Source organism: Streptomyces sp. NPDC005863, assembly GCF_042871345.1.
GTDB lineage: Bacteria > Actinomycetota > Actinomycetes > Streptomycetales > Streptomycetaceae > Streptomyces.
Genome location: NZ_JBIAII010000001.1, coordinates 440,510 through 464,241, shown reverse-complemented (window position 1 = coordinate 464,241; position 23,732 = coordinate 440,510). Strand labels below are relative to the sequence as shown.

Here is a 23,732-nt window from a genome sequence, read left to right as displayed (position 1 = left end):
TACCGGTGTGATGTCCGTCATGTGAGACGTGACGCGCGTTACTTCACTGCCACAGGCGACCTCACGACCGCTAACGTGCGCCGAAGAGGCATACGTAAAGAGCGTGTGAGCCAAGCGTGATCAGCGGTAGGGGAGTCGGAACAGTGGCAGGGAAGCTCGCCGTCATCGGAGCCGGACTCATGGGGTCCGGCATCGCTCAGGTCTCCGCCCAGGCGGGCTGGGACGTCATCCTGCGCGACGTCACCGACGAGGCCCTGACCCGGGGCACCGACGGCATCAAGGCGTCGTACGACAAGTTCGTGGGCAAGGGCAAGCTCGCGGCCGACGACGCCGAGGCGGCGCTCGCCCGCATCACCACGACCACCGACCTGGACGCGGTCGCCGACGCGGACATCGTCGTCGAGGCCGTCTTCGAGAAGCTCGAGGTCAAGCACGAGATCTTCCGCACGCTCGACAAGCTCGTGCGCGACGACGCCGTGCTCGCCTCCAACACCTCCGCCATCCCGATCACCAAGATCGCGGCCGTGACGGAGCGTCCGGAGCGCGTCGTCGGCGCCCACTTCTTCTCGCCGGTGCCGATGATGCAGCTCTGCGAGCTGGTGCGCGGCTACAAGACCAGCGACGAAACCCTCGCCCGCACCCGGGAGTTCGCCGAGTCCGTCGGCAAGACCTGCATCGTCGTCAACCGCGACGTGGCCGGCTTCGTGACGACCCGTCTGATCTCCGCGCTCGTCGTCGAGGCGGCGAAGCTCTACGAGTCGGGCGTCGCCACCGCCGAGGACATCGACATCGCCTGCAAGCTCGGCTTCGGGCACGCCATGGGGCCGCTCGCGACGGCCGACCTGACCGGCGTCGACATCCTGCTGCACGCCACGAGCAACATCTACACGGAGTCCCAGGACGAGAAGTTCGCGCCGCCGGAGCTGATGCGCCGGATGGTTGACGCCGGTGACATCGGGCGCAAGAGCGGGCAGGGGTTCTACAAGCACTGAACCAGCACTGACGTACGCCGTCTGACGACCCGTCGGGCGCATCGCCGCCCCACGGGTCACCCCTCGGAGTGAATTCGGTATCGGTTCGCTTACAGACGGCAACTTCCTCGCCCACGCGGCAGTCAGTTGCAGTGACATACGCAGACGCCCTACGTATCGGGCGTCACCGCAGACACAGCACTCTCGGGGAGCGCATATGCACATCAGGGGCGACCAGGCCCAGCTGGTCGTCGGGGGCCGCCTCGACGTACGCAGCGCGGCGGACGCCCGCACGGTCCTGCACTCGGCCGTCGACGACGGCGCCGGCGACCTGGTGCTCGACCTGTCCGAACTCGACTCGTGGGACGCCACGGGACTCGGCGTCATCATGGGCGCGCACCGCCGCGCCGGGCGGTGCGGACGCAGACTCGTCCTGCGCCACGTGCCGCCCCAGATGCAGCGCCTCCTCGTGGCCACCCGACTGCACCGCATCCTCGCCATCGAGGGCGGCATCGGAGTCGAATCGCTCCCCAGAGCCTGACGCACCGCCCGGGCACCCATCGCACCCGGAACCGCCCGACAGCACACCGAGGGCGCACAATCCTCACGAACCTGTGACGTCTCGGACGGGACGGCACCCCGCCCTCCCGGAGATACTGGGCCAACGTCTAGGGTTCGGTCGCCACCGATATACGAACCCGCACGGGGGCACCGGACCAGAAGCGACAGCGCAGTGTGCACGAAGGCCGGAGGGGGCTCTGCACACCACGCATCTGGGGGGCTAGGACCATGAACCCGATGAACCGGGGACCCGAAGAGTACGGCCACGACGGCATGGACGACGACCGCGGCGACGGCACGCCGGGCCCCGGACGCCCGCCGCGCGAGCCCGCGACGCCCGACTTCGGCCAGCCGGCGCCCGCCCAGGCCCGCACCGTCCGGCTCGTCTCCGGCGACTTCCTGCTCACCGTCAACCCCGTCGACGGCAGCGAGATCGAACCCTGCCCGCCTGGGGGCACCTCCCGCTCGAGCGAAGCCGAGAGTGGGGGAGAGCGCCCCGAACGGCCCGCCAAACGCACCGCCGACGACCGCGCCGAACTGCGCCGCGCCGCCCTGCCGCCCGTGCCGCCGGGACCCGCGCTGCCCCGGCTGCCGCTCCTTGAGCGCCAGGAGGAGCGCGAGCGCCTCGTACGGCTCCTGGCCCGCGGCCGCTCCGTACGGCTGACCGGACCCGCCGGATCGGGGCGCACGGCGCTCCTGAACGCCGTCGCGGACGACTGCGCCGACCTCGCGCCCGACGGCGTCGTCCGCCTCTCCGGCTACCGCAGGACCCCCACCGAACTCCTCCACGACCTCTTCGCGGTCGTCTACGAGGCTCCGCTGCACCGCCCCGAGCGCGGCCTGCTGCTCGAACTCGTCCGCGACATCGGCGCCGTCGTCGTCCTCGACGACCTGGAGTTCGGCGGCGCCGGACTCGACGAGCTGCTCGACGCCACCCCCGAGTGCGCCTTCCTCGTCGCCGCCACCCCCGACGTCGCCGCGCCCTCCGCCGACTCCCACCTCGAAGAGGTCTTCCTCGGCGGCCTCGGCCGGGGCGGCGGCCTCGAACTCCTGGAGCGCGCCGTCGGCCGGATCCTCGACGACGAGGAGGCCAACTGGGCCGGCGACCTGTGGTTCGAGTCCGAGGGACTGCCGCTGCGCTTCGCCCAGGCCGGCGCCCTGCTCCGCCAGCGCGACCAGCTCCGCGCCGACCCGCACGCCTTCGAGGAGCACGGCCCCTTCGACGGCGCCCCGGCCGACGCGCCCTTCGACGACGACGCACCGGACGTACCGCTGCCCTCGCTCGCCGACGGCGCCGCGCCCGCCGCTCTGCTCGCCTCACGCCTGAGCCCGGCCGCCCGCGCCACGCTGACCTTCGCCGTCGCCCTCGGCGGCGAGCTGCCGCACCAGGCCCACCTGCCCGCCCTCGTCGGCGACACCCACGCCGACGCCGCCCTCGCCGAGCTGGTGAGCTGCGCCCTGGTCACCCCGGTCGGCGCGCACTACCGCCTCGCCGCCGGGGTGCGGACCCAACTGGAATCCGTCGGGTACGCCGACGACGCGGCCGCCCACGCCCTGGCCGCCGCCCAGCACTACGCCTGGTGGGCCGGGCACCCCTCGGTCTCCCCGGAGCGGGTCGCCGCCGAGGCGGACGCCGTGCAGGCCGCGCTCGCCGCCCTGGTCGCCACGGAGAGCGGCGCCGCCGTGCTGCTCGCCAGGACCGCGGCGCCCGCCTTCGCCGGGGGGCTCGACTGGGCCGCCTGGGAGCGGGCCCTCAGGTCCGGCCAGGAGGCGGCGCGCAATGCCGGTGAGGTCGCCGAAGAGGCGTACTTCCACCACGAGTTGGGGATCCTCGCGCTCTGCGGCGGGCAGCTCGACCGGGCCCGCGCCGAGCTGGAGGCGTCCATCGGGCTGCGCGGCGTGCTCGCCGACAAGCGCGGCATGATCTCGGGGCGCAGGGCCCTCGCGCTGGTCGCCGACCGCTCGGGCGGCATGCGGTCCGTCGCGATCGGCGACGCCACGGCCGGCGAGGAGCTGCCCGAAGCCCGGCACGAGGAGTCGGCGTCGCCCCCCGGCGGCATCCCCGCCGCCTTCGCGCTGCCCGTACCGCCCGCGGAACCGGAGACCGTGGTCACCCACAAGGTGACGCCCACCGTCGTCGCCCCGGGGCCCGCGCCCAGCCGCCGCTCCATCATCCACGGCACCCGGCGCAACCTCGTCGCCGCGGGCGCGGGCGCCCTGCTCGCCGCCGTCCTCGGCACCGTCGTCACTCTCGGCGCCACCTCCGACAACGACGCCCCGCAGGGCGACAAGGTCAAGACGGAGCAGTCGGCGACCCCGGAGGGCGAGGGCGACGGCACCAACGCCGACCCGCCCGGGCAGGACTCCACGAGCCGCCCCGTCGACCCCGGCGAGGACGGCGTCACCGGCACCGCCGACGACCCGACGCCGAGCGGCAGCGCCGCCGACCCCTCCGGCAGTCCGAGCGGCAGCGGCAAGCCCTCCGGCACCCCGAGCGGCAAGCCGACCGAGCCGACCGACAAGCCCACGAAGCCGACGGACAAGCCGACCAAGCCCACCGACGAGCCCACCAAGCCCACGCACGAGCCGACCGACCCGCCGACGCACGAGCCGACGGACCCGCCCACGCAGGAGCCGACCCCTTCCGACTCCAGCGACGCCCCCTCCTCGCCCGAGATCTCCGACTCGGCGAGCCGCTCCGGCGCGTCCCCGAGCGACACGGACGGCGCGGACGGCGCGTCGGCGACGGCGGGCTGAGCGTCCCGTACGCACGACGAAGGGCCGGGTCCACCAGGACCCGGCCCTCCTGCGGACTCCCCGCGACAGGTACTGCCGCGACAGGTCAGAACAGCCGCAGCTTGTCGTCCTCGATGCCGCGCAGCGCGTTGTAGTCGAGGACCGCGCAGCCGATCCCGCGGTCCGTGGCGAGCACGCGTGCCTGCGGCTTGATCTCCTGGGCGGCGAAGATGCCCCGGACGGGCGCCAGGTGCGGGTCGCGGTTCAACAGCTCCAGATAGCGGGTGAGTTGCTCGACGCCGTCGATCTCACCGCGCCGCTTGATCTCCACGGCGACGGTCTGCCCTTCGGCGTCGCGGCAGAGGATGTCCACCGGGCCGATCGCCGTCATGTACTCGCGGCGGATGAGCGAATATCCCTCACCCAGTGTCTCGATCCGGTCGGCGAGGAGCTCCTGAAGGTGTGCTTCCACGCCGTCCTTGATGAGACCCGGGTCCACGCCCAACTCGTGCGAGGAGTCGTGCAGGATCTCCTCCATCGTGATGATGAGCTTCTCGCCACCCTTGTTCACGACGGTCCACACGCCCGCGTCGTCCCCGGTGCCCTCCTTCAAGGTGCACGGCGGCGACATCCAGTTGAGCGGTTTGTAGGCCCTGTCGTCCGCGTGGATGGAGACGCTGCCGTCCGCCTTCACCAGGATCAGGCGAGGGGCCGACGGGAGATGGGCGGTGAGCCGGCCCGCGTAGTCCACGGAGCATCGGGCAATGACGAGACGCATGGGGCGCAACGCTACTCGACTCGGGGCGGTGTACGCGATTCGCCCGCCGCCGGGCCGCGGCGAGGCCGCGGCCGCGCGACTTGTCCGCCGATGGACCTGTTCGATCCTGGCCGGTTATGCGCCCAATCTCCTGGTGCGGTCACGGCCCGGTGCCTACCGTAGAAGCAAGAGGTCGTCATCCGTGCACGCTGCGTAGGCGGACTCCATCCCTGTCCGTAGGCCCCCGCTCCACGGGGGTGCGAGAGGAGAACCCATGTCGCTCGACGTCTCACCGGCACTGTTGGAACAGGCCGAGCGAGGCGAGGTGGACGAAGCGGAATTCGTCGACTGCGTCCGGACCTCCCTGCCTTACGCGTGGGAGATGATCAGCTCCCTGGTGGCCCAGCTGAAGGTTGACGGCGGCGAGTTCGCCGACAACCAGACCCCGCCGCCGGACGAGCAGGCGCGCGGCCAGCTGCTGCGCGCTCTCGCGAGCGACGCCATCCGCGGTGCCCTGCAGCGGCACTTCGGCGTACGCCTCGCCTTCCAGAACTGCCACCGTGTGGCGGTTTTCCCGCTGGATCCGTCGGTGGACGACCGGCTCGCCCGTTTCACCTCGATCCGGGGCCAGTTGCTCAACCAGTCACCGGAACTGCGGGACTGCTGACGTCTGTTGCTGCCGCTCCGTACGCGGGAGGTGTGTCAGTCCGGAGCGGCAGCTCCACCGCCGACGGCGGGTCTCAGCCGAGCTGGGGGAGCACTTCGGCGCCCAGCCTGCGTACGTTCTCCTCGGTGGCCGCGAGGTCGCCCGAGCCCTCCACGAGCAGGGCGAAGCGTGTGATGCCGGTGCGCTCCGCGGTGGCGGCGAGCCGGTCCGCGCACACCTGCGGGGTGCCCACCGGGTGCAGCCCGCAGAGCAGTTCGGTGTACGCGAGCGGGTCCCGCATGGCGCGGTGGCGGCCGTCGACGGTCACATGGGCCTCCAGCCCCTGCCTCAGCCAGCCGGGCATGGCCTTCTGTAAGACCTCCGCCGCCTCCGGACGACGGTCGGCGACCTGGGCGACACCGGCCGAGACGTGTGAGGCGGCGGTGATGTCCTCGGGCGGGTGGCCGGAGGCACGCGCATGGCGAATCCACAAGGCCACCATTTCGGCCTTCTCGTCGTCGCCCACGTGCATGCCGAGCAGCATGGGCAGACAGCGCTCGGCGGCGAGCCGGACGCTGGACGGCGAGGTGCAGGCGACGACGACCTCGGGGCCCTTGCCGCCCGAACCGTCGAGGGCCTCCTGCGGACGCGGGACGACGGCGACCTCGCGGAAGGGATACCGCTCGCCCCGGCCGTCGACACGGGGCTCGCGCAGCCACCGCAGGAGCAGGTCGAGGGAGTCGGGAAACCCCTTCTCGTACGCCTCCAGGCCGGCTCCGAAGACCTCCAGGTCCACCCACGGGCCGCCGCGTCCGACCCCGAGCGAGAACCGTCCGCCGGACGTCACGTGCAACAGCGCGGCCTGCTCGCCGAGCGCCACCGGGTGGGCGGTCGGGAGTACGCTCACGGCTGTGCCGACGTGGATCCGCCGGGTCCGGCCGAGCAGCAGCGCCGCGAGGGTCACCGCCGACGGACAGGTGCCGTACGGCACGAAGTGGTGTTCGGCGAGCCAGACGGAGTCGAGCCCCGCCTCCTCGGCCACCTCGGCGGACCGCACCGCACGGTGCAGCGCCTCCCCCTGCCCCTGTCCGGGAAACTGAGCGGCGAGAACAAAACTACCTACACGCATCGAACTCCTGCCTCCTTGGCGCCGACGCAGGCACTCCCCCTACGGGCAACAACGCGTGACACGTGCCAAAGGCACGGCCTGGCAGAAAGATTGTTGGATTTTCCGTGCAGTGGCCGGGATCGGGCCGTCCCGCGCGGGACGGCCGCCCCTCGGCGCGGCGCGTAGGCTGGTCACCCTCCTGACCGCCGTACAGCCCGTGAGGTGTTTCGTGTCCCCGCGTCGCAACCGCCCCAAGGGCGCCGGAGAGCCGAGGACGTCCGCGGACGCGGAACCGTCCGGCCGCTACGGCGGCTTCCAGAGCGCCGAGAGCTGGCAGGGCGAGGAGTGGAGCGTGCGCCATGTGGCGGGCGCGAGCGCGGCGGGCAAGCGGTACCGCTGCCCGGGATGCGACCAGGAGATCCCCTCGGGGCTCGCGCACGTGGTGGCGTGGCCGGAGCACTCGGGCGTGGACGAGCGCAGGCACTGGCACAAGGCGTGCTGGAACGCGAAGGACCGCCGCACCACGCGGGTGCAGCGGTCCCGTAACGCGCCGAGGTACTGAACTCCCCCTCGGATGGCGCGTCTTACACGTCGCGCTTCTCCAGGAGGGCGAAGGCGCCCGCGACGGCGAGGGCCGTGACGACCACGAGCAGCATCAGCTGCGAGCCGCCGCTGCCGCCGGTCTCGTCCGCGCCGAAGACCTTGGCGAGGGCGGTGATGGCGTTGTAGTCGTTCATCTTCTCGCCGAGCGGCTGCGTGCTCTCCCAGATCATCAGGAAGCCGCCCAGGATCGCGGGCAGCAGCACCACGCCGAGCATCGCCGTGATGGCGCCCGCGGAGTGCCGCAGCATGGAGCCGACGGCGAGCGCGAGCACGCCGAGGAGCGAGACGTACAGGCCGCCCTTGAAGACCGTGCCGGCCCACGGCAGGTCGCCCGCCTCCGGGCCGCTGTTGACGGCCGACGCCGTGAGGCCCACCAGCAGGATGGAGCCGGCGGAGACGACGAACGCGACCACGAAGAAGATCAGGATCTTCGCCGTGAGGACGCGGTGGCGCTGCGGGGACGCGGTGAACGTCGTACGGATCATGCCCGTGCCGTACTCGGACGAGGTGACAAGCACGCCGAGCGTGATCAGGCAGATCTGGCCGAGCATCAGGCCGAAGAAGGCCGGGACGGTGAACGGCATGTCCGCGTAGTCGGCCGGGTCCGTGTTCGCGACGGCGAGCAGACCGATGCCGATGACCAGGAGCAGGAAGACGCCGAGGGTCCACATCGTGGAGCGGACCGACTTGATCTTCGTCCACTCGGAGGCGAGGGCGTTGCCGAGGTGGGTCTTCTTGACCGGGATCGGCGAGGTGTAGGCGTTGGCCATCGCCTGCTGCCAGGCGGAGGGCGGCGCGGGGGCGGCGGGCGCGGGGGCCGCGGGGACGCCCGGCATCGGGCCTGCCTGCATCGGGGCGCCCTGTGCGGGTGCGCCCGGCATCGGGGCGCCCGCCTGTGCGTACGCCTGCTGGGGCTGTGCCTGCGGCTGCGGCTGCGGCTGCGGAGTCGGAGGCGTGGTCATCGCTGGTCCTCGCTGTCGCGCTTGGTCATGTCGGGGGCCGGGGCTGCGGGGGCGGGGGCCGCGGGGGCGGCCGGGGCTGCGGCCGGGGGCTGCTGGGGCGCCGTCGCGTACGGGTTCGGCGTCCCGGGGGCGCCCGGTCCCTGCGGCGGCGCGAAGGGCTGACCGCCCTGCTGGGGCGGCGGCGGGGCGTACCAGCCGGGCTGGCCCTGGCCGGGCACTGGCGGCTGCGGTCCGCCCGGCGGCAGCGCGCCGGGCGGCGCCTGCTGCTCGAAGCCGGCGCGCTGGTCGGCGGTGGAGCGGTAGTCGACGGCGCCCTGCGTCATCCGCATGTACGCCTCTTCGAGGGAGGCCTGGTGCGGGGAGAGCTCCCACAGGCGGGCGTTCGCGTCGTGCGCGAGGTCGCTGATGCGGGGGAGCGGCAGGCCGGTCACGCGCAGGGCCCCGTCCGCCTCCGGCAGCACCTGGCCGCCCGCCTCGGTCAGCGCGGCGGTCAGCTTCTCGCGCTGCTGGGGCTCGGTGTCCGGGGTCCGCACCCGCGCGAAGTCCGCGGAGTTGTGCGAGATGAAGTCCTTGACGCTCATGTCGGCGAGGAGCTGGCCGCGGCCGATGACGATGAGGTGCTCGGCGGTCAGCGCCATCTCGCTCATCAGGTGGGACGAGACGAAGACCGTACGGCCCTCGGCGGCGAGGGACTTCATCAGGTTGCGGACCCAGAGGATGCCCTCGGGGTCGAGGCCGTTGACCGGCTCGTCGAAGAGCAGCACCTGCGGGTCGCCGAGGAGCGCCGCCGCGATGCCGAGCCGCTGGCCCATGCCGAGCGAGAAGCCCTTGGAGCGCTTCTTCGCCACGTCCTGCAGACCCACGACGCCGAGCACCTCGTCGACCCGGCGGGCCGGGATGCCGGACAGCTGTGCGAGGCAGAGCAGGTGGTTGCGGGCGTGCCGGCCGCCGTGCACCGCCTTGGCGTCGAGCAGCGCGCCGACCTGGCGGGGCGCGTTCGGGAGCTTGCGGTACGGGTAGCCGCCGATCGTCACCTGCCCGGTGGTGGGAGCGTCGAGCCCGAGGATCATGCGCATCGTCGTCGACTTGCCGGAGCCGTTGGGCCCGAGGAAGCCGGTGACGGTACCGGGCCGCACCTGGAAGGAAAGGTTGTACACGGCTGTCTTGGCGCCGTAGCGCTTCGTCAGGCCGACTGCCTCGATCATTCTCCGCACCCATCGAATGGTTCAGGACGTCGGGGCACACGCCCCCGTAAGGGTTAGGAGGATAACGGGGAGCTGACGGTTCCAGCCAAGAGCGAGCAGAACTCAAGAGCGGGGGAGGGGCCAGGGCCGGGGTCAGCCGGGCGGAGCGTTAAGTTCCGTCCAGGGCAGCACCCAGCCCTCCTCGGCGAAGAGAAGCGTGCCCCGTGCACGCAGCTCCGGGTCGCCCGCGGCACGGCGCACCCATGTCGCGGCGTCCGGCCCGAGCAGCTCGCGCAGCCGCGGCGAGGCGTCGAGGAGCCGGTCGAGGAGCGCCGCCTGGTCGCCGCCGCCCGGCCGGGGCAGTCCGGTGGCCGGGTCGGCGAGGAGCCCGCGCACGCTCACGTAGACCTGGGCCGCGTCGAGCCGCTCGCCGGTCGGCAGGACCATCCCGTACGCCCCTCCGGGCAGCGCCACCCGCCGGTAATTGGGCAGCTCCGTGGCGTCGACCGCGGCCAGCTGGGCCGGGTCGAGCCAGGAGACGACGAGCGTGCCGTGCGCCTCGGGGGCGGTGTAGGGGGCGGCCGCGACGTACCCGGCGCGGCCGATGTGGGCGGAGTGGCCGACCCCGATGCCGCGCAGCCGCACCGGCACCATCGGCACGGCGCCGGGCACGCCGAGCCGGGCGAGCTTGTGGGCGAGCTGCCCGGGGGAGGCGTTCGAGCCGACGGCGATCACGGGCAGCCGGCCGGCGACGGGCGGCTGCCCGAGGCCGTCGAGGACGTCGTCCAGCGCGAGGTGGGGCCGGTGGCCCCCGTCGACGGTCCACGCGCCGAGCCCGCCCCGCCGGGCCAGGAGCGGCAGCAGTTCGGCGCCGGTGAGCAGGGAGGGGACCGTGACCGGCAGTCCGGGGTAGGTGAGGGGCTGCAGGGCGGGCACCCCGTCGAGACCGAGCGCCGCGAGTCCGCGGCCCTGCGCCGTCACACGCCCCCCTGTGGCCCCTCTGCCGTACGCTCCCGCCCGACGCATCGGCCGTACGCCCGTCGGAACGCCGCGATCACGCGTCCCGCTTCTTCAGCAGTACGTACCCACCGATCAGCGCGGCCACCACCCACACCAGCATGATCCCGAGGCCGCCCCACGGCCCGTACGGGGTGTCGTCGTCGAACGGCGTCTTGACCTGCATGATCTTGCTGCCGGCCTGGTCGGGCAGGAAGCGGCCGATCTTCTTGGTCGCCGAGACGTTGCCGAGGATGTTGGAGATCAGGAAGAAGAACGGCATCAGGATGCCCAGCGAGAGCATCGGGCTGCGCAGCATCGCCGCGACGCCCATCGAGAACATCGCGATCAGCGTCATGTAGAGGGCGCCGCCGATCACGGCGCGCAGCACGCCGGGGTCGCCGATCTGGGCCTTGTACTGCCCGAGCATCGCCTGGCCGACGAAGAAGGTGATGAAGCTGGTCGCCAGGCCCACCACGAACGCGAGCAGCGTGGCGACGGCGATCTTGCCGAACAGGAAGGTGGCGCGCTGCGGTACCGCGGCGAGCGAGGTGCGGATCATGCCGGTGCTGTACTCGTTCGACACGACGAGCACCCCGAAGACGATCATCGCGAGCTGGCCGAGCGACATCCCGGCGAAGCTGATGAAGGTCGGGTCGAACGTCAGCTTGTCCTCGGTGTCCAGGCTGTCGTAGTCGTTCTTGGACAGGATGCTGATCAGCATGCCCAGCGCGATCGTGACGACGACGGCGAGACCGAGCGTCCAGACGGTCGACGAGACCGAGCGGATCTTGGTCCACTCCGACTTCAGCACTTGTGCGGCGGCCATCGCTCAGACCCCCTTCTGCTGCTGCCAGCCGTCGCCCCAGCCGGCGGGCGGCGGCGGATCGGCCGATCTGTCGTCCGTGTGCGCGTGGTACTCGACCGACTCGGCGGTGAGCTGCATGAAGGCCTCCTCCAGCGAGGCCTGCTGGGGGCTCAGTTCGTGCAGGACGAGCTGGTGGCTCGCGGCGAGCTCGCCGAGCCGCTCCGAGGGCGTCCCGTCCACTTCGAGGGCGCCGTTGCCCGCCTCGACGGCGGTGATGCCCGCCTCGTGCAGGACGTCGAGGAGACGTTCGCGCTGCGGGGAGCGGAGTCTGACGTACGACCGTGAGTTCTGGCGGATGAACTCCGACATCGACATGTCGGCCAGGAGCCGGCCCTGCCCGATGACGACGAGGTGGTCGGCGGTGAGCGCCATCTCACTCATCAGGTGCGAGGAGACGAAGACCGTACGGCCCTGGGCGGCAAGGGACTTCATCAGGTTCCGGATCCAGTGGATGCCCTCGGGGTCGAGGCCGTTGACCGGCTCGTCGAACATCAGGATCTCGGGGTCGCCGAGCAGCGCGCCCGCGATGCCGAGCCGCTGGCCCATGCCGAGCGAGAAGCCCTTGGCCTTCTTCTTGGCGACGGCGGTCAGACCGACCGTGTCGAGGACCTCGGAGACCCGGGCCCGCGGAATGCCGTTGCTCTGCGCCAGACAGAGGAGATGGTTGTAGGCGCTGCGGCCGCCGTGCATCGCCTTCGCGTCGAGCAGCGCGCCGATGTACTTCAGCGGATCCTTCAGCTGCGCGTACTGCCGGTCGTCGATGCGCACCGAGCCGGCCGAGGGGTTGTCGAGGCCGAGCATCATGCGCATGGTCGTGGACTTCCCCGCGCCGTTGGGGCCGAGGAAGCCGGTGACCATGCCGGGGCGCACGGTGAAGGTCAGCTCGTTGACGGCCACCTTCTCGCCGTACCGCTTGGTCAGCCCCTGGAGCTCGATCATGCGCCCACGCTAGAACGGGACAAAGCCCCCTGCCACTCGGTGGCGGGGGGCTTCGCTGCTCCGACGGACCGCTTCAGCGGGTCTGCTGCGCGGGAACGCCACGCGAGACCGGCTCGTCGTCGGCGGGCGTACCGGCGGCGGCCACGGCCGCGCCGGTGAGCGTCGCCAGCATCTCGCGCACGTTGGTGAGCTGCGCGTTGATCGAGTCGCGCCGGTTCGTCAGGGCCGCGAGCTCGCGCTCGGACTCCGAGCGGATCCGGTCCGCCTTGGCGTTCGCGTCGGCCACGATGTCCTCGGCCTGGCGCTGGGCGGTCTCGACGGTCTGACGGGCCCGGCGCTCGGCGTCGGTCCGCAGCTTCTCCGCCTCCAGACGCAGCTGCTCCGCGCGGTGCTCGATCTCCGCGAGGCGCTTCTCCGCCTTGGCCTGACGCGACGCCAGGTCGCGCTCGGACTGCTCGCGGCGCTTGGCGAGGTTCGTCTCGAAGTCCGCGGCGGCCTGGGCGGCCTTGGCGCGGGTCTCCTCGAAGAGGGCGTCCGCCTCCTCGCGCTTGGACTGCGCGTCCTTCTGGGCCTCGCCACGCAGGGCGTTCGCCTCGCCCTTGGCCTTCTCGACGATCCGGACGCCCTCGTCCTCGGCCTTGGCCTTGCGCTCGGTGGCGAACGACTCGGCGTCGTTGCGCACCTGCTGGGCCGCGGACTCGGCGAGCTCACGGTGCTGCTCGGCCGCGCGACGGGCCTCCTCGCGCAGGTCCTTCGCCTCCTCCTCGGCGAGGCGGAGGATCTTCTCGACGCGGGCACCGAGACCGGCGTACGACGGCTCGGCGTCGGCAACCTGGGCCTGGGCGTTCTGCGTCTCGAGGTGCAGTTCCTCGATGCGCTTTTCCAGAGCAGTGATACGGGCAAGAGCGCTGTCACGGTCGGAGACGAGCTTGGAGATACGTTCGTCCACCTGAGCGCGGTCGTACCCACGCCGCACAAGCTCGAAGCCGTAGGGGGAAGTGTCGCTCATGGGGTTCCTGTCGAATGAGACCGGTGAGGTGATAGAGGGAATCCTAGGGGTCAAGGCGGCGTGTCATCGAGCAGATGCCCGTTTGATCTGGAGAATGACACCCCTTTTGAGTGGCTAACCGCCAGAGCACTTGCCAGCGACAGGGCCAAAGGTCCTTACAGAGCACGGCAGATGCTCTTTGGCTAGCCCTCCGACTGCTTGCCACCCGATCGTGTCGACCCCGCCGCGGCCCCGGCCTTGACGCCGCCCGCTCCGGAGCCGCCACCGGCCCCCGGCTTCGCACCGCCTGACGGGGCCTCGAAGGACTCCAACGCCTCAAGGACGTCCTGGACACGGGAGATCTCCGCATTGATGTCCTCCCGACGGCGGACCAGGACCTCCAGCTCGCGCTTGCCCTCCTCGACCGTACGCGTCGCCTCCTCCTCGGCGTCGGCCCGGATCCGCTCGGCCTCGCCCACCAGCGCGGCCTTCTTCGCCTCGGCCTCCTTCAGCAGGCCCTCGGCCTTCTTCACCGCGGAGATCCGCACCTTGCTCGCCTCGGAAGTGGCGTCCGACAGCAGCTCCTTGGCCTTCGCCTGCGCCTCGGCGAGCTGCTCCTCCGCGGCCTTGACCAGCGCGTCGCAGCGCTCGCCCGCGGTCTTCATCGTCTCGGCGGACTCGCGGCGGGCGCGCTCGTGCAGCTCCTCGATCTCGGCGGTGAGGCGGTCGCGCTGCTCCTCCGAGCGCTCCCTTATGGCGGTGGCGTCCCTGCGGGCGCCGATCAGCAGCTCGTCGGCGTCCGTACGGGCCTTCTCCACCAGGGAGTTGCCCTCGACCGTCGCCTCGGCGACGAGCCGCTCGGCCTCCTTGCGGGCCGCGCCGACCATCGTGTCGGCCTGCGCCTCGGCTTCCGTGGTCGCCTTGAGGGCCTTCTCCTGCGCGTCGGAGGTCAGCTTGTCGGCCTCCGACGCGGCCTCCGTGATGAGCGTGTCGACCTGCTCGGCGGCTTCCTGACGGCGCTTGTTGGCGGCCTGGCGGGCCTCGTCGAGGGTCCGCTCCGCCTCGTCGCGCGCCTCGGACGTGAGCCGCTCGGCCTCGCGCGCCGCGTCCGCCTTGAGCCGCTCGGAGTCGCTGCGGATCCGCTCGGCGTGCTGCTGCGCGGAGTTGACCGTCTCGGCGGCCTCGGCGCGCAGCCGCTCCGCGTCGCCGGAGGCGTCCGCGATGAGCCGCTCGGCCTTCGCCACCGACTCCGCGCGCACCCGCTCGGCCTCGGTGACGGTCTCCGCCGTGAGCCGCTCGGCCTCGGCGGTCGACTCGGCACGCAGCCGCTCGGCCTGTGCCGTCGACTCCGCGCGCAGCCGCTCGGCCTGCTCGGCGGCCTCCGTGCGGACGCGCTCGGCCTCCGCGATCGTGTCGTTCTGCAGCTTCTCGGCCTCGCTGCGGGCCTCGCCGATCAGCTGGTCGGCCTGGGTCGCGGCGTCGCCGCGGATGCGGTTGGCGTCCTCCCGGGCGTCGGCGCGCGTACGGGACGCGTCCTGCTCGGCCTGCGCGATGGTGTCGGACGCCTCCGTACGCACCCGCTGGGCGTGGTCCGAGGCGTCCGAGCGCATCCGCTCGGCCTCCGCCATGGCCTCCGAAACCGTCCGCTCGGCCAGGGACTTCGCCGCCTCGGACGCCTCCGCGGCCTCGCGCCGGACGCGGCCCGCGTCCTCGGTGGCGCGCTCCCGCTCGGCGTAGGCGTCGGCGCGGACGCGGTCGGCCTCCTCCTGCGCCTCCGTCCGGGTGCGCTCCGCGGCGTGCTCGGCGGCCGAACGCAGCCCCGCGACTTCTTCCTGCGCCGCCTCGTGCAGCCCGGCCACGGAGTCCCGTACGGACTGGGCGGTCTGCTCGGCGGCCGAGACCATCTCGGTGGCGCGGCGGTCGGCTTCCTCGACGAGGCGGACCGCCTCGGCCTGCGCCTCCTCGACGCGCTTGCGTGCGGAGGCGAGGAGCTCCTCGCTCTGCTCGCGGGCGCGCTCGCGCTCCTGGTCGGCCTCCGCGCGCGCGGAGCCCAGCGTCTCCTCGGCCTCGCGGCGGCGCCGGGCCGCCTCCTCCTGGGCCGCGGCCAGCGCCTCGGCGGCCTCCGCGGCGACCCGCTCGGCGGCGCCAGCGGCCTCCGCGCGGACCCGGTCGGCGGACTCCTGCGCCTCGGTCTTGAGCCGCTCGGCCTCGGCGGCTGCCTCCGAACGCAGCCGTACGGCGATGTTCTCGCCCTCCGCGCGGGCCTGCGAGGCGTCGGCGGCGGCCTCGGTGCGCAGCCGCTCCGCCTCGGTCTCGGCCTGCGCCTGCAGCGTGCGGATCCGCTCGGCGGACTCCGCACGCAGCCGGTCGGTCTCCTCGGTGGCCTGACCGCGGATCCGCTCGGCCTCCGCGCGGGCGTCGGTCAGCGCCTGCTCGGCGGCGGAAAGACGCTCCTCGGCCTCCGTGTGCAGCCGCGTCAGCTCCTCGGCGGCCTCCGCCTGTCGTGCCGCTATGGCCCGCTCGGTCTCCTCGCGCAGCGCCCGCGCGGCCTCCTCGGCCTCGGACTTCGTCGCCTCGGCCTGCTCGGCGGCCTCCTCGCGGTGGCGATCGGCCTCCGCGCGGGTGCGCTCCAGGGTCTCCTCTGCCTGCGTGCGCAGGGTCGTGGCGCGCTCGACGGCCTCCGCGCGGACCCGCTCGCTCTCGGTGGTCGCGGCGGTGCGCAGCTCCTCGGCGTCGGCCTTCGCCTTGGCGAGCAGCTCCTCGGCGGACTTGGCCGCCTCCTCGATCTCCTTGACCGCCTCGCGCCGCGCCTCGCCGCGGATGCGCTCGCCCTCGGCGACCGCGTCGGCGCGCAGCTGCTCGGCCTCGCCGCGCAGCCGGCGCGCCTCCTCCTGCAGCTCGACGGTCTTGGCGCGGTACTCCTTGGTGTCGTCCTTCGCCGCGCCCTTGAGCTCCTCGGCGATGTCGTGCGCCTCGGCGCGCAGCCGGTCGGCCTCGGTCTCCGCCTCGGAGCGGATCCGCTCGGCCTCCTCGGTGGCGGCCTTCGTGGTCTCCTTGGCGTTCTTGGAGGCCTTGTCGAGGACCTCCTCGGCGGTCCGCGCGGCCTTCGCGAGCTGGCCCGCGGTCTCCTCGGCGGTGATCGTGCGCGCCTTCTCGGCGGCGTCCGCGATCAGCTTCTCGGCCTCCGCGCGGGCGTCGGCGACCAGTTGCTCGGCCTCGGCCCTGGTGGACTCGGCCTCCTTGGTGGCCTCGCCGACCAGCCGGGCGACCTGCTCCTTGGCGGTGCGGGTGCGCTGTTCGTTGGCGCCCTCGGCGGCCGAGAGCTGCTTGGAGGCGGTCTCCTTGGCCTCGGCGAGCACCTTCTCCGCCTCGGCGCGCGCCGCGCGCAGCGCCGTCTCGGCCTCGGCCATCCGCTGCTCGGCGGCCCGGCTCGCCTCGGCGGCCTGCCGGCGCGCCTGCTCGGACTCGGTCGCCGTGGTGGAGCGCAGCTGCTCGGCGTGGTCGGTGGCCTCCTGGGCCTGCGTGGACGCGGCGTTCAGGAGGCGCTCGGCGTCGGTGCGGGCGCGGCGCAGGATCGCCTCCGCCTCGGCGCGGGCGGCCTCGGCGTCACCGGCCAGCCGGCGGCGCGCCTCCTCGGCGATCCGGGCGGCCTCGGCGCGGGCGGCGGAGAGTGCCTGGTCGGCCTCGGCGCGCGACTCGTCGAGGAGGCGGCGGGCCTGCTGTTCGGTACGGGCCCGCAGCTGCTCGGCCCACGCCACGTTCTCGTTGACGTGCGACTCGACGGTCTGGCGGCGCTCGGCCAGCTCCTGGTCGAGCTGCTGGCGGCGGGAGACGGCCTCGGCGTGCAGCTCGGACTGCAGGCGGGCCTGCTGTTCGGCATGCTCCTGGAGGATGCGCTGGGTCTGGGCACGGGCGTCGCGCAGCTCGCGCTCGGCGTCGGTGCGCAGCTGGTCGGCCTGGATCTGGGCATTGCGGAGCATCTGCTCGGCCTGATACCCGATGTCCGCGCTGTCGTAGGCAGGGCGGGACGCGAGGTTGCGGCGCGCCTCGTGCAGCTTGGCGCGCAACACCTCGACCTGGTAGCCGAGGTCCTCGGCGTGCTGGACGGCCTTCTCCCGCTCGGTCTTCAGCCGGTCCATCTCGGCCTCGAACCGGGACAGACTGTCGGTCTCAGCCCGCGAGTTCTCTTGGCGTTCGTAGCCCCGCACTGCGCGGTCCCATCCTTCCCCAAGCTCGTCGAGCAGGGGATACCCCAACCCTGGTCGCACGTCTCTCCAACGAGCCCCGTCCATCCGCCGGACGAGGCCCCCGGGGGAATGGTGTCAGATCAACAGTGGAGCATGGGCTGCTGCCCCGACGCTCGTCCCCCGAAACCCGGACCCCGGCATGTGGCCGCCCAAAACTTCGGACGGCCGCCCCTCACCCTACCGGCCCAGATATACGGAGGTCAGTGCTCCAGGGCCTCGGAAGGTGCCGAAGTGACAAGTTCGGTGAGGACTCCGTGGCAGTCCTTCGGGTGCAGGAAGGTGATGCGCGAGCCCATGGAGCCGATCCGGGGCTCTTCGTAGAGCACGCGTACGCCCTTGTCCTTGACGGCCGCGGCGTCGCCGTCCACGTCGGCGGTGCCGAAGGCGATGTGGTGGACGCCCTCGCCGTTCTTGGCCAGCCACTTGCCCACCGCGGAGTCGTCGCGGGTCGGTTCGAGGAGCTGCAGGTAGGAGGCGCCTCCGTCGTCGGTTTCGTTGATCTTGAGCATGGCCTCGCGCACGCCCTGCTCCTCGTTGACCTCGGTGTGGGACACCTCGAATCCGTACGTCGCGCGGTAGAACTCGACGGTCTTGTCGAGGTCGAAACAGGCGATCCCGATGTGATCGATTCGCGTCAGCATGGTTCAAGTGCAGCGCTTCATGCGGTGATTACGCAACGTGCGCGCGATCACACCTGCCGCACGGTGACGGCGGGGGTACTGCTCAGTACATTCAGATAAACCCTCGTTAACTCCTCTCCTCCCAAGGGGTCGTCGCACATGGCAGGAACGACCGGCACCACCTCAGTGATCGTCTCGGGCGCTCGCACGCCCATGGGCCGCCTCCTCGGCTCGCTGAAGTCCTTCTCGGGTGCGGACCTGGGGGGCTTCGCGATCAAGGCCGCGCTGGACCGCGCGGGCATCGGAGGCGACCAGGTCCAGTACGTGATCATGGGCCAAGTGCTCACCGCCGGGGCAGGGCAGATCCCGGCGCGCCAGGCCGCCGTCAAGGCGGGCATCCCCATGAACGTTCCCGCGCTCACCATCAACAAGGTGTGTCTCTCGGGCCTCGACTCCATCGCCCTCGCCGACCAGCTGATCCGCGCCGGCGAGTTCGACGTCGTGGTGGCCGGCGGTCAGGAGTCGATGACCAACGCCCCGCACCTGCTCCCGAAGTCCCGCGAGGGCCACAAGTACGGCGCGATCGAGATGATCGACTCGATGGCGCACGACGGCCTGACCGACTCCTTCGACGGCATCGCCATGGGCGAGTCCACGGAGAAGCACAACACCCGGCTCGGCATCCGCCGCCCCGAGCAGGACGAGGTGGGCGCGCTCTCCCACCAGCGTGCCGCCGCCGCCCGCAAGAACGGCCTGTTCGAGGCCGAGATCACCCCGGTCGAGATCCCGCAGCGCAAGGGCGACCCGGTCCTCTTCTCGCAGGACGAGGGCATCCGCCCGGAGACCACGGTCGAGTCGCTCGGCAAGCTGCGCCCGGCCTTCGGCAAGGAGGGCACGATCACCGCGGGCACGGCCTCGCAGATCTCCGACGGCGCCGCCGCGGTCGTCGTCATGTCCAAGGCCAAGGCCGAGGAGCTGGGCCTCGCCTGGATCGCGGAGATCGGCGCGCACGGCAACGTGGCCGGGCCGGACAGCTCGCTCCAGTCGCAGCCCTCGAACGCGATCCAGCATGCCCTGAAGAAGGAGGGCCTGTCGGTCTCGGACCTCGATCTGATCGAGATCAACGAAGCCTTCGCGGCCGTCGCCGTGCAGTCAATGAAGGACCTCGGGGTGTCCTCGGAAAGGGTGAACGTCAACGGCGGCGCCATTGCCCTGGGTCACCCGATCGGGATGTCCGGCGCCCGCCTCGTGCTGCACCTCGCCCTGGAACTGCGGCGGCGGGGCGGCGGAGTGGGCGCGGCCGCGCTGTGCGGTGGCGGTGGCCAGGGCGACGCCCTGATCGTCAAGGTGGCCAAGGCCTAGGCCTTCGCTCGGCCGCCGCAGTGAGTCGTACGTAGCGAACGGAGCTGTGATGCAGGACGTCCCCTCCCTGGTGGCGCAGGCCCGCAAGGGCAGGCCGCGGGCCGTGGCCCGGCTGATCTCACTGGTCGAGGGGGCGTCGCCGCAGCTGCGGGAAGTGATGGCGGCGCTGGCGCCGCTCGCCGGCAACGCGTACGTCGTCGGGCTCACCGGCTCGCCCGGTGTCGGCAAGTCGACATCGACGTCGGCGCTCGTGAGCGCCTACCGCAGGACCGGCAAGCGGGTCGGTGTGCTCGCCGTCGACCCGTCGTCCCCGTTCTCCGGGGGCGCGCTCCTCGGCGACCGGGTGCGGATGTCGGACCACGCGTCCGACCCCGGCGTCTACATCCGCTCCATGGCGACCCGCGGCCACCTCGGCGGGCTCGCGTGGGCCGCCCCGCAGGCCATCCGCGTCCTGGACGCCGCGGGGTGCGACGTGATCCTCGTGGAGACCGTCGGCGTCGGGCAGTCCGAGGTGGAGATCGCCTCGCAGGCCGACACCTCGGTCGTCCTGCTCGCCCCCGGCATGGGCGACGGCATCCAGGCGGCGAAGGCCGGAATCCTGGAGATCGGCGACGTGTACGTCGTCAACAAGGCGGACCGGGACGGCGCCGACGCGACCGCCCGCGAGCTGAACCACATGCTGGGCCTCGGCGAGTCCCGCGGCCCCGGCGACTGGCGGCCGCCCATCGTCAAGACGGTCGCGGCGCGAGGCGAGGGCATCGACGAGGTCGTCGAGGCGCTGGAGAAGCACCGGGCGTGGATGGAGGAGCGGGGGGTCCTCGGCGAGCGCCGGGTCGCCCGCGCCTCCCGCGAGGTCGAGACGATCGCCGTCACGGCCCTGCGCGAGCGGATCGGCTCGCTCCACGGCGACCTGCGCCTCTCCGCGCTCGCGGAGCGGATCGTGGCGGGGGAGCTCGACCCGTACACGGCCGCGGACGAACTGGTCGAGGGGCTCACGGAGAGCTGAGGCCCCGGGCCCCGGGCCCCGGACAGGGGCCAGGGGCGGCGCCGGTGGCGCCGCCCCTGTGGCGGATGTGGTCGACGGGCGTGGGGCGCCCGTGAACCGGTCGATGCGGTGTCGGTCAGTCGTCCGAGCCGTCGTCGTCGTGGTCGCCGTGGTCGTCGTCCCGGGCGTCCGAGTGGTCCGCGCTGACCTTGCCGTCGGTCAGGCCGACGTGCCAGTCGGACTCGGCGCCCTTGGGACCGGTCGTCTCGACGTCCCAGGCGCCCGCCTTGCCGTCGTCGTCCAGGTCCACGGAGGTCACGGTGCCCTTGTCCGCGGCGGCGCGGGCGGCGTCGGCGGCGCTGGTGGAGGCGCCCTTGAGGGCGGCGGCGACCCGGGCGGTGTCGGCGGCGTCGTCACCGTCGTCGTCCTTGTCGACCCAGGAGCCGAGGACCTTGCCCGTGCCCGGGTCGACCTCGACGCTGTGCCAGGTCTTGCCGTTCAGGACGTCGACGTCCCAGACCAGGCCGCCGTCCTCGTCGTCGAGTTCGGCGGAGACGGCCGTGCCCTTGGTGTGGGCGAGGGCGGCCTCGATGGCGTCCGGGGCGGTCACCTTCGCGGCCTTCGCCTCGGCGGAGTTCTCCGCGGCGTCGTCGCGGTCGTCGTTCTTGCCGTCGTCGTCCCGGCCGTCGCCGTCCTTGCCGTCGTCGTGGCGGTCGTGGTCCTTCAGCTGGACGCTGGAATTCTTGGCAGCGCCGTCGTCGTCACCGCCGACCGCGAAGGCGGTCGCGGTGCCGCCTCCGATCAGGGCCGCGGCGGCGACGGTGGCGATCACGATGTTGCGCTTCATGAGGGTTCCTCCAGAGAGGTGGGCGGTGCGGCGGCGGCCCGGGGATCGCCGTTCGCTTTCGACACGGACCAATCTGGCGGAGCGACCCTGAACGCACGCTGAAGCCGCCTGAAGACCTCTTCAGCTTCGCTCTGCCACCCTGAACGCATGCGCCCACCCGTCTCCCACCACCGCCCTGCCGGAGGCGCCACGCGCCACACCTATCGAATCTTGATCGTGGAAGACGAAAAGCGCCTCGCGCTGTCCTTGGCCAAGGGCCTGACCGCCGAGGGCTACGCCGTCGACGTCGTCCACGACGGCGTCGACGGACTGCACCGCGCCAGCGAGGACACGTACGACCTCGTCATCCTCGACATCATGCTCCCCGGCATGAACGGCTACCGCGTCTGCTCCACGCTGCGCGCCGCGGGCCACGACGTGCCGATCCTGATGCTCACCGCCAAGGACGGCGAGTACGACGAGGCGGAGGGGCTCGACACGGGCGCCGACGACTACCTCACCAAGCCGTTCTCGTACGTCGTCCTCGTCGCCCGCGTGAAGGCGCTGTTGCGCCGCCGCGGCTCCGCGGGCCCGTCCCCGGTCCACACCCTCGGCGACCTCAAGGTCGACACGGCCGCGCGCCGGGTCTTTCGCGGCGAGGACGAAGTCACCCTCACCGCCAAGGAGTTCGCGGTCCTGGAGCAGCTGGTCCTGCGCTCCGGCGAGGTCGTCTCCAAGGGCGACATCCTGGACCACGTCTGGGACTTCGCGTACGAGGGCGACCCCAACATCGTCGAGGTGTACGTGAGCACGCTGCGGCGCAAGCTCGGCGCGGCCCTCATCAAGACAGTGCGCGGCGCCGGTTACCGCCTGGAGGCCCCGCGATGAGGAAGCCGGGGAAACTCTTCGGATCGGTCCGCGCCAGGGCCACGCTCGGCGCGAGCCTGGTCGTCGCCCTCGCCCTGGTCGCCGCGGGCGCCGCCGTGCTGCTCTCGCTGCGGGCCAACCTCACCGACCAGGCAGGATCCCGCGCCGACTCCGCCGCGCGCAAGGTCGCCTCCCAGCTCGTCGCGGGCCGGCCGTACGACGATCTCGACCTGCCGGACGACGAGGACTCACCCGTCCAAGTCGTCGACGACAAGGGCAGGTTGGTGGCGGCCAGCGACGACCTGCAGAAGATCAGCGGGACCGGCGTCGACGCGGTCAAGCCCGTCCCCGCCCCGCCCACCCGCCCGTCCGCGCCGGCCTCCGGGGGAGCGGACGAGAAGGACGAGGCGGGGGAGAGCGGCGACGACGAGCCCGGGGACAGCGGCGACGAGCTCGGTGAGGTCGACGACGAGACCACGTACACCGACGGCACCGCCACCGTCGACGGCGAGAGCGCCGACTTCCGGTTCGCCGCCGTCGAGGTGAGCACCGAGGCCCGGGGCGACCTCACCGTTTACGCGGGCGGCTCGCTCTCCAGCCGGCAGAGCGCGGTCTCCACGGCCCTGACGTCCATGCTGATCGGCTTCCCGCTGCTCCTCGCGGTCGTCGCGGGCGTCACCTGGCTGGTGACGCGGCGCGCCCTGCGCCCGGTGGCCGCGATCACCGAGGAGATGGCCGCGATCACCGCGTCGGAGGACCTGGCGCGCCGGGTGCCCGAGCCGGACACGCACGACGAGATCGCCGGCCTCGCCCGCACCACGAACGAGACGCTCGCCGCGCTGCAGACCTCCGTCGAGCGCCAGCGCCGGTTCGTCGCGGACGCCTCGCACGAACTGCGCAGCCCCATCGCCTCGCTCCGCACCCAGCTCGAAGTGGGCGCCGCGCACCCGGAGTTGCTGGACGTCGACGGCGCGGTCGAGGACACCGTACGGCTCCAGGAGCTCGCCGCCGATCTGCTCCTGCTGGCCCGCCTCGACGCCGGGGAGAAGCCGGGCGGCGCCCGGGTCGACCTGGCGGCCTTCGTACGGGAGGAGCTCTCGCAGCGCACCCGGGACCGCGTCGAGGTGCAGGCGGACCTGACGAGCTGCGAAGTCGCGGGCTCGCGCGCCCAGTTGGCGCGGGTGCTCGGCAACCTCGTGAACAACGCCCAGCGGCACGCCCGCTCCCGCGTCACGGTCACCACCCGGAACGACGGCGCCTGGGCCGTCCTCGAAGTGGCCGACGACGGCAGCGGTGTGCCGGCGGACGAACGGGAGCGGATCTTCGAACGGTTCGTACGGCTCGACGACGCGCGGACCCGCGACGAGGGCGGGGCCGGTCTCGGCCTCGCCATCGCGCGGGACGTCGCGGTGCGGCACGGCGGCACCCTGGTGGTGCGTACGGCGCCGTCCGGTGGTGCGCTCTTCGAACTCCGGCTGCCCAGCCCTCAGTCGTCGGCGGATTGAG

20 protein-coding genes are annotated in these 23,732 nt (G+C 72.5%); 9 read left to right on the top strand and 11 right to left on the bottom strand.

The features are described from left to right. The first annotated feature begins 143 nt into the window (after positions 1 to 143). The 3 genes from ACFYO9_RS01970 to ACFYO9_RS01960 all read left to right on the top strand — a co-directional run bounded on the left by ACFYO9_RS01970 (position 144) and on the right by ACFYO9_RS01960 (position 4,289). Positions 144 to 992, top strand: a complete 849-nt coding sequence (locus ACFYO9_RS01970) for a 3-hydroxyacyl-CoA dehydrogenase family protein (protein WP_358776819.1) — start codon at positions 144 to 146, stop codon at positions 990 to 992. A gap of 196 nt (positions 993 to 1,188) precedes the next feature. Further along, on the top strand, positions 1,189 to 1,512 hold the full coding sequence (locus ACFYO9_RS01965) for an STAS domain-containing protein (RefSeq protein WP_030792181.1): 324 nt from the start codon (positions 1,189 to 1,191) through the stop codon (positions 1,510 to 1,512). Between the two features lie 248 nt (positions 1,513 to 1,760). Further along, positions 1,761 to 4,289, top strand: coding sequence for an ATP-binding protein (locus ACFYO9_RS01960; protein ID WP_358776818.1), 2,529 nt, complete (start codon positions 1,761 to 1,763; stop codon positions 4,287 to 4,289). Positions 4,290 to 4,374: 85 nt separating this feature from the next. Here ACFYO9_RS01960 and nucS read toward each other — a convergent pair whose 3' ends face one another. Next, positions 4,375 to 5,046 carry an endonuclease NucS gene (gene nucS / locus ACFYO9_RS01955; protein ID WP_355802758.1) on the bottom strand — a complete coding sequence of 224 codons (672 nt, stop codon included), beginning with the start codon at positions 5,044 to 5,046 and terminating at the stop codon, positions 4,375 to 4,377. 253 nt (positions 5,047 to 5,299) lie between these two features. Here nucS and ACFYO9_RS01950 point away from each other — a divergent pair, with 253 nt between their 5' ends. Further along, positions 5,300 to 5,692, top strand: coding sequence for an SCO5389 family protein (locus tag ACFYO9_RS01950; protein WP_355802756.1), 393 nt, complete (start codon positions 5,300 to 5,302; stop codon positions 5,690 to 5,692). A 73-nt stretch (positions 5,693 to 5,765) separates the two neighbouring features. Here ACFYO9_RS01950 and ACFYO9_RS01945 read toward each other — a convergent pair whose 3' ends face one another. Beyond that, positions 5,766 to 6,800 (bottom strand): LLM class flavin-dependent oxidoreductase, encoded by a 1,035-nt coding sequence (locus ACFYO9_RS01945; protein ID WP_358776817.1) that lies wholly within the window; start codon positions 6,798 to 6,800, stop codon positions 5,766 to 5,768. Positions 6,801 to 7,008: 208 nt separating this feature from the next. Between ACFYO9_RS01945 and ACFYO9_RS01940 the strand changes: the two genes are divergently transcribed. Beyond that, the gene (locus ACFYO9_RS01940) at positions 7,009 to 7,341 is read left to right on the top strand and encodes an ATP/GTP-binding protein (protein ID WP_355802753.1); all 333 of its coding nucleotides are present in this window, start codon (positions 7,009 to 7,011) and stop codon (positions 7,339 to 7,341) included. A 22-nt stretch (positions 7,342 to 7,363) separates the two neighbouring features. On the opposite strand, the gene ACFYO9_RS01935 is transcribed toward ACFYO9_RS01940, so the two are convergent. The 8 genes from ACFYO9_RS01935 to mce form a co-directional block, all read right to left on the bottom strand. Then, a complete protein-coding gene (locus ACFYO9_RS01935; protein ID WP_388665988.1) occupies positions 7,364 to 8,218 on the bottom strand; it encodes an ABC transporter permease in 855 nt (284 codons plus the stop codon). Positions 8,219 to 8,340: 122 nt separating this feature from the next. After that, the gene (locus ACFYO9_RS01930) at positions 8,341 to 9,549 is read right to left on the bottom strand and encodes an ABC transporter ATP-binding protein (protein ID WP_358776816.1); all 1,209 of its coding nucleotides are present in this window, start codon (positions 9,547 to 9,549) and stop codon (positions 8,341 to 8,343) included. 132 nt (positions 9,550 to 9,681) lie between these two features. Further along, positions 9,682 to 10,509: a hypothetical protein gene (locus ACFYO9_RS01925; RefSeq protein ID WP_358776815.1), complete on the bottom strand. Its 828-nt coding sequence runs from the start codon at positions 10,507 to 10,509 to the stop codon at positions 9,682 to 9,684. Positions 10,510 to 10,582: 73 nt separating this feature from the next. Next, entirely contained in the window at positions 10,583 to 11,353 is a 771-nt protein-coding gene (locus ACFYO9_RS01920) for an ABC transporter permease (RefSeq protein ID WP_355802747.1), read from the bottom strand. Between the two features lie 3 nt (positions 11,354 to 11,356). After that, positions 11,357 to 12,331: an ABC transporter ATP-binding protein gene (locus tag ACFYO9_RS01915; RefSeq protein WP_355802745.1), complete on the bottom strand. Its 975-nt coding sequence runs from the start codon at positions 12,329 to 12,331 to the stop codon at positions 11,357 to 11,359. A gap of 73 nt (positions 12,332 to 12,404) precedes the next feature. After that, positions 12,405 to 13,340, bottom strand: coding sequence for a cellulose-binding protein (locus tag ACFYO9_RS01910; RefSeq protein ID WP_355802744.1), 936 nt, complete (start codon positions 13,338 to 13,340; stop codon positions 12,405 to 12,407). A 182-nt stretch (positions 13,341 to 13,522) separates the two neighbouring features. Further along, complete coding sequence (scy, locus tag ACFYO9_RS01905; RefSeq protein ID WP_355802742.1) at positions 13,523 to 17,527, bottom strand: polarized growth protein Scy; 4,005 nt, start codon at positions 17,525 to 17,527, stop codon at positions 13,523 to 13,525. Between the two features lie 239 nt (positions 17,528 to 17,766). Next, positions 17,767 to 18,207 (bottom strand): methylmalonyl-CoA epimerase, encoded by a 441-nt coding sequence (mce, locus tag ACFYO9_RS01900; protein ID WP_355802740.1) that lies wholly within the window; start codon positions 18,205 to 18,207, stop codon positions 17,767 to 17,769. A gap of 138 nt (positions 18,208 to 18,345) precedes the next feature. Here mce and ACFYO9_RS01895 point away from each other — a divergent pair, with 138 nt between their 5' ends. After that, positions 18,346 to 19,548, top strand: a complete 1,203-nt coding sequence (locus tag ACFYO9_RS01895; protein WP_355802738.1) for an acetyl-CoA C-acetyltransferase — start codon at positions 18,346 to 18,348, stop codon at positions 19,546 to 19,548. 49 nt (positions 19,549 to 19,597) lie between these two features. Continuing rightward, the gene (gene meaB / locus ACFYO9_RS01890) at positions 19,598 to 20,554 is read left to right on the top strand and encodes a methylmalonyl Co-A mutase-associated GTPase MeaB (RefSeq protein WP_358776814.1); all 957 of its coding nucleotides are present in this window, start codon (positions 19,598 to 19,600) and stop codon (positions 20,552 to 20,554) included. A gap of 115 nt (positions 20,555 to 20,669) precedes the next feature. Here meaB and ACFYO9_RS01885 read toward each other — a convergent pair whose 3' ends face one another. After that, the gene (locus ACFYO9_RS01885; RefSeq protein WP_358776813.1) at positions 20,670 to 21,380 is read right to left on the bottom strand and encodes a PepSY domain-containing protein; all 711 of its coding nucleotides are present in this window, start codon (positions 21,378 to 21,380) and stop codon (positions 20,670 to 20,672) included. 147 nt (positions 21,381 to 21,527) lie between these two features. Between ACFYO9_RS01885 and ACFYO9_RS01880 the strand changes: the two genes are divergently transcribed. Together ACFYO9_RS01880 and ACFYO9_RS01875 are read left to right on the top strand one after the other, a co-directional pair. Next, complete coding sequence (locus tag ACFYO9_RS01880; RefSeq protein ID WP_358711773.1) at positions 21,528 to 22,247, top strand: response regulator transcription factor; 720 nt, start codon at positions 21,528 to 21,530, stop codon at positions 22,245 to 22,247. Continuing rightward, positions 22,244 to 23,731: a HAMP domain-containing sensor histidine kinase gene (locus tag ACFYO9_RS01875; RefSeq protein ID WP_358776812.1), complete on the top strand. Its 1,488-nt coding sequence runs from the start codon at positions 22,244 to 22,246 to the stop codon at positions 23,729 to 23,731. The genes ACFYO9_RS01880 and ACFYO9_RS01875 overlap by 4 nt, the downstream gene beginning before the upstream one ends. Position 23,732 lies beyond the last annotated feature (1 nt).

What these genes read in the sequence shown, in the direction of transcription:
- ACFYO9_RS01965 (WP_030792181.1), top strand. Translation starts at nt 1,189, where the DNA reads ATGCACATCAGGGGCGACCAGGCCCAGCTGGTCGTCGGGGGCCGCCTC.
- ACFYO9_RS01960 (WP_358776818.1), top strand. Translation starts at nt 1,761, where the DNA reads ATGAACCCGATGAACCGGGGACCCGAAGAGTACGGCCACGACGGCATG.
- nucS (WP_355802758.1), bottom strand. Translation starts at nt 5,046, where the DNA reads ATGCGTCTCGTCATTGCCCGATGCTCCGTGGACTACGCGGGCCGGCTC.
- ACFYO9_RS01950 (WP_355802756.1), top strand. Translation starts at nt 5,300, where the DNA reads ATGTCGCTCGACGTCTCACCGGCACTGTTGGAACAGGCCGAGCGAGGC.
- ACFYO9_RS01945 (WP_358776817.1), bottom strand. Translation starts at nt 6,800, where the DNA reads ATGCGTGTAGGTAGTTTTGTTCTCGCCGCTCAGTTTCCCGGACAGGGG.
- ACFYO9_RS01935 (WP_388665988.1), bottom strand. Translation starts at nt 8,218, where the DNA reads ATGCCGGGCGTCCCCGCGGCCCCCGCGCCCGCCGCCCCCGCGCCGCCC.
- ACFYO9_RS01930 (WP_358776816.1), bottom strand. Translation starts at nt 9,549, where the DNA reads ATGATCGAGGCAGTCGGCCTGACGAAGCGCTACGGCGCCAAGACAGCC.
- ACFYO9_RS01920 (WP_355802747.1), bottom strand. Translation starts at nt 11,353, where the DNA reads ATGGCCGCCGCACAAGTGCTGAAGTCGGAGTGGACCAAGATCCGCTCG.
- ACFYO9_RS01915 (WP_355802745.1), bottom strand. Translation starts at nt 12,331, where the DNA reads ATGATCGAGCTCCAGGGGCTGACCAAGCGGTACGGCGAGAAGGTGGCC.
- ACFYO9_RS01910 (WP_355802744.1), bottom strand. Translation starts at nt 13,340, where the DNA reads ATGAGCGACACTTCCCCCTACGGCTTCGAGCTTGTGCGGCGTGGGTAC.
- mce (WP_355802740.1), bottom strand. Translation starts at nt 18,207, where the DNA reads ATGCTGACGCGAATCGATCACATCGGGATCGCCTGTTTCGACCTCGAC.
- ACFYO9_RS01895 (WP_355802738.1), top strand. Translation starts at nt 18,346, where the DNA reads ATGGCAGGAACGACCGGCACCACCTCAGTGATCGTCTCGGGCGCTCGC.
- meaB (WP_358776814.1), top strand. Translation starts at nt 19,598, where the DNA reads ATGCAGGACGTCCCCTCCCTGGTGGCGCAGGCCCGCAAGGGCAGGCCG.
- ACFYO9_RS01885 (WP_358776813.1), bottom strand. Translation starts at nt 21,380, where the DNA reads ATGAAGCGCAACATCGTGATCGCCACCGTCGCCGCCGCGGCCCTGATC.
- ACFYO9_RS01880 (WP_358711773.1), top strand. Translation starts at nt 21,528, where the DNA reads ATGCGCCCACCCGTCTCCCACCACCGCCCTGCCGGAGGCGCCACGCGC.
- ACFYO9_RS01875 (WP_358776812.1), top strand. Translation starts at nt 22,244, where the DNA reads ATGAGGAAGCCGGGGAAACTCTTCGGATCGGTCCGCGCCAGGGCCACG.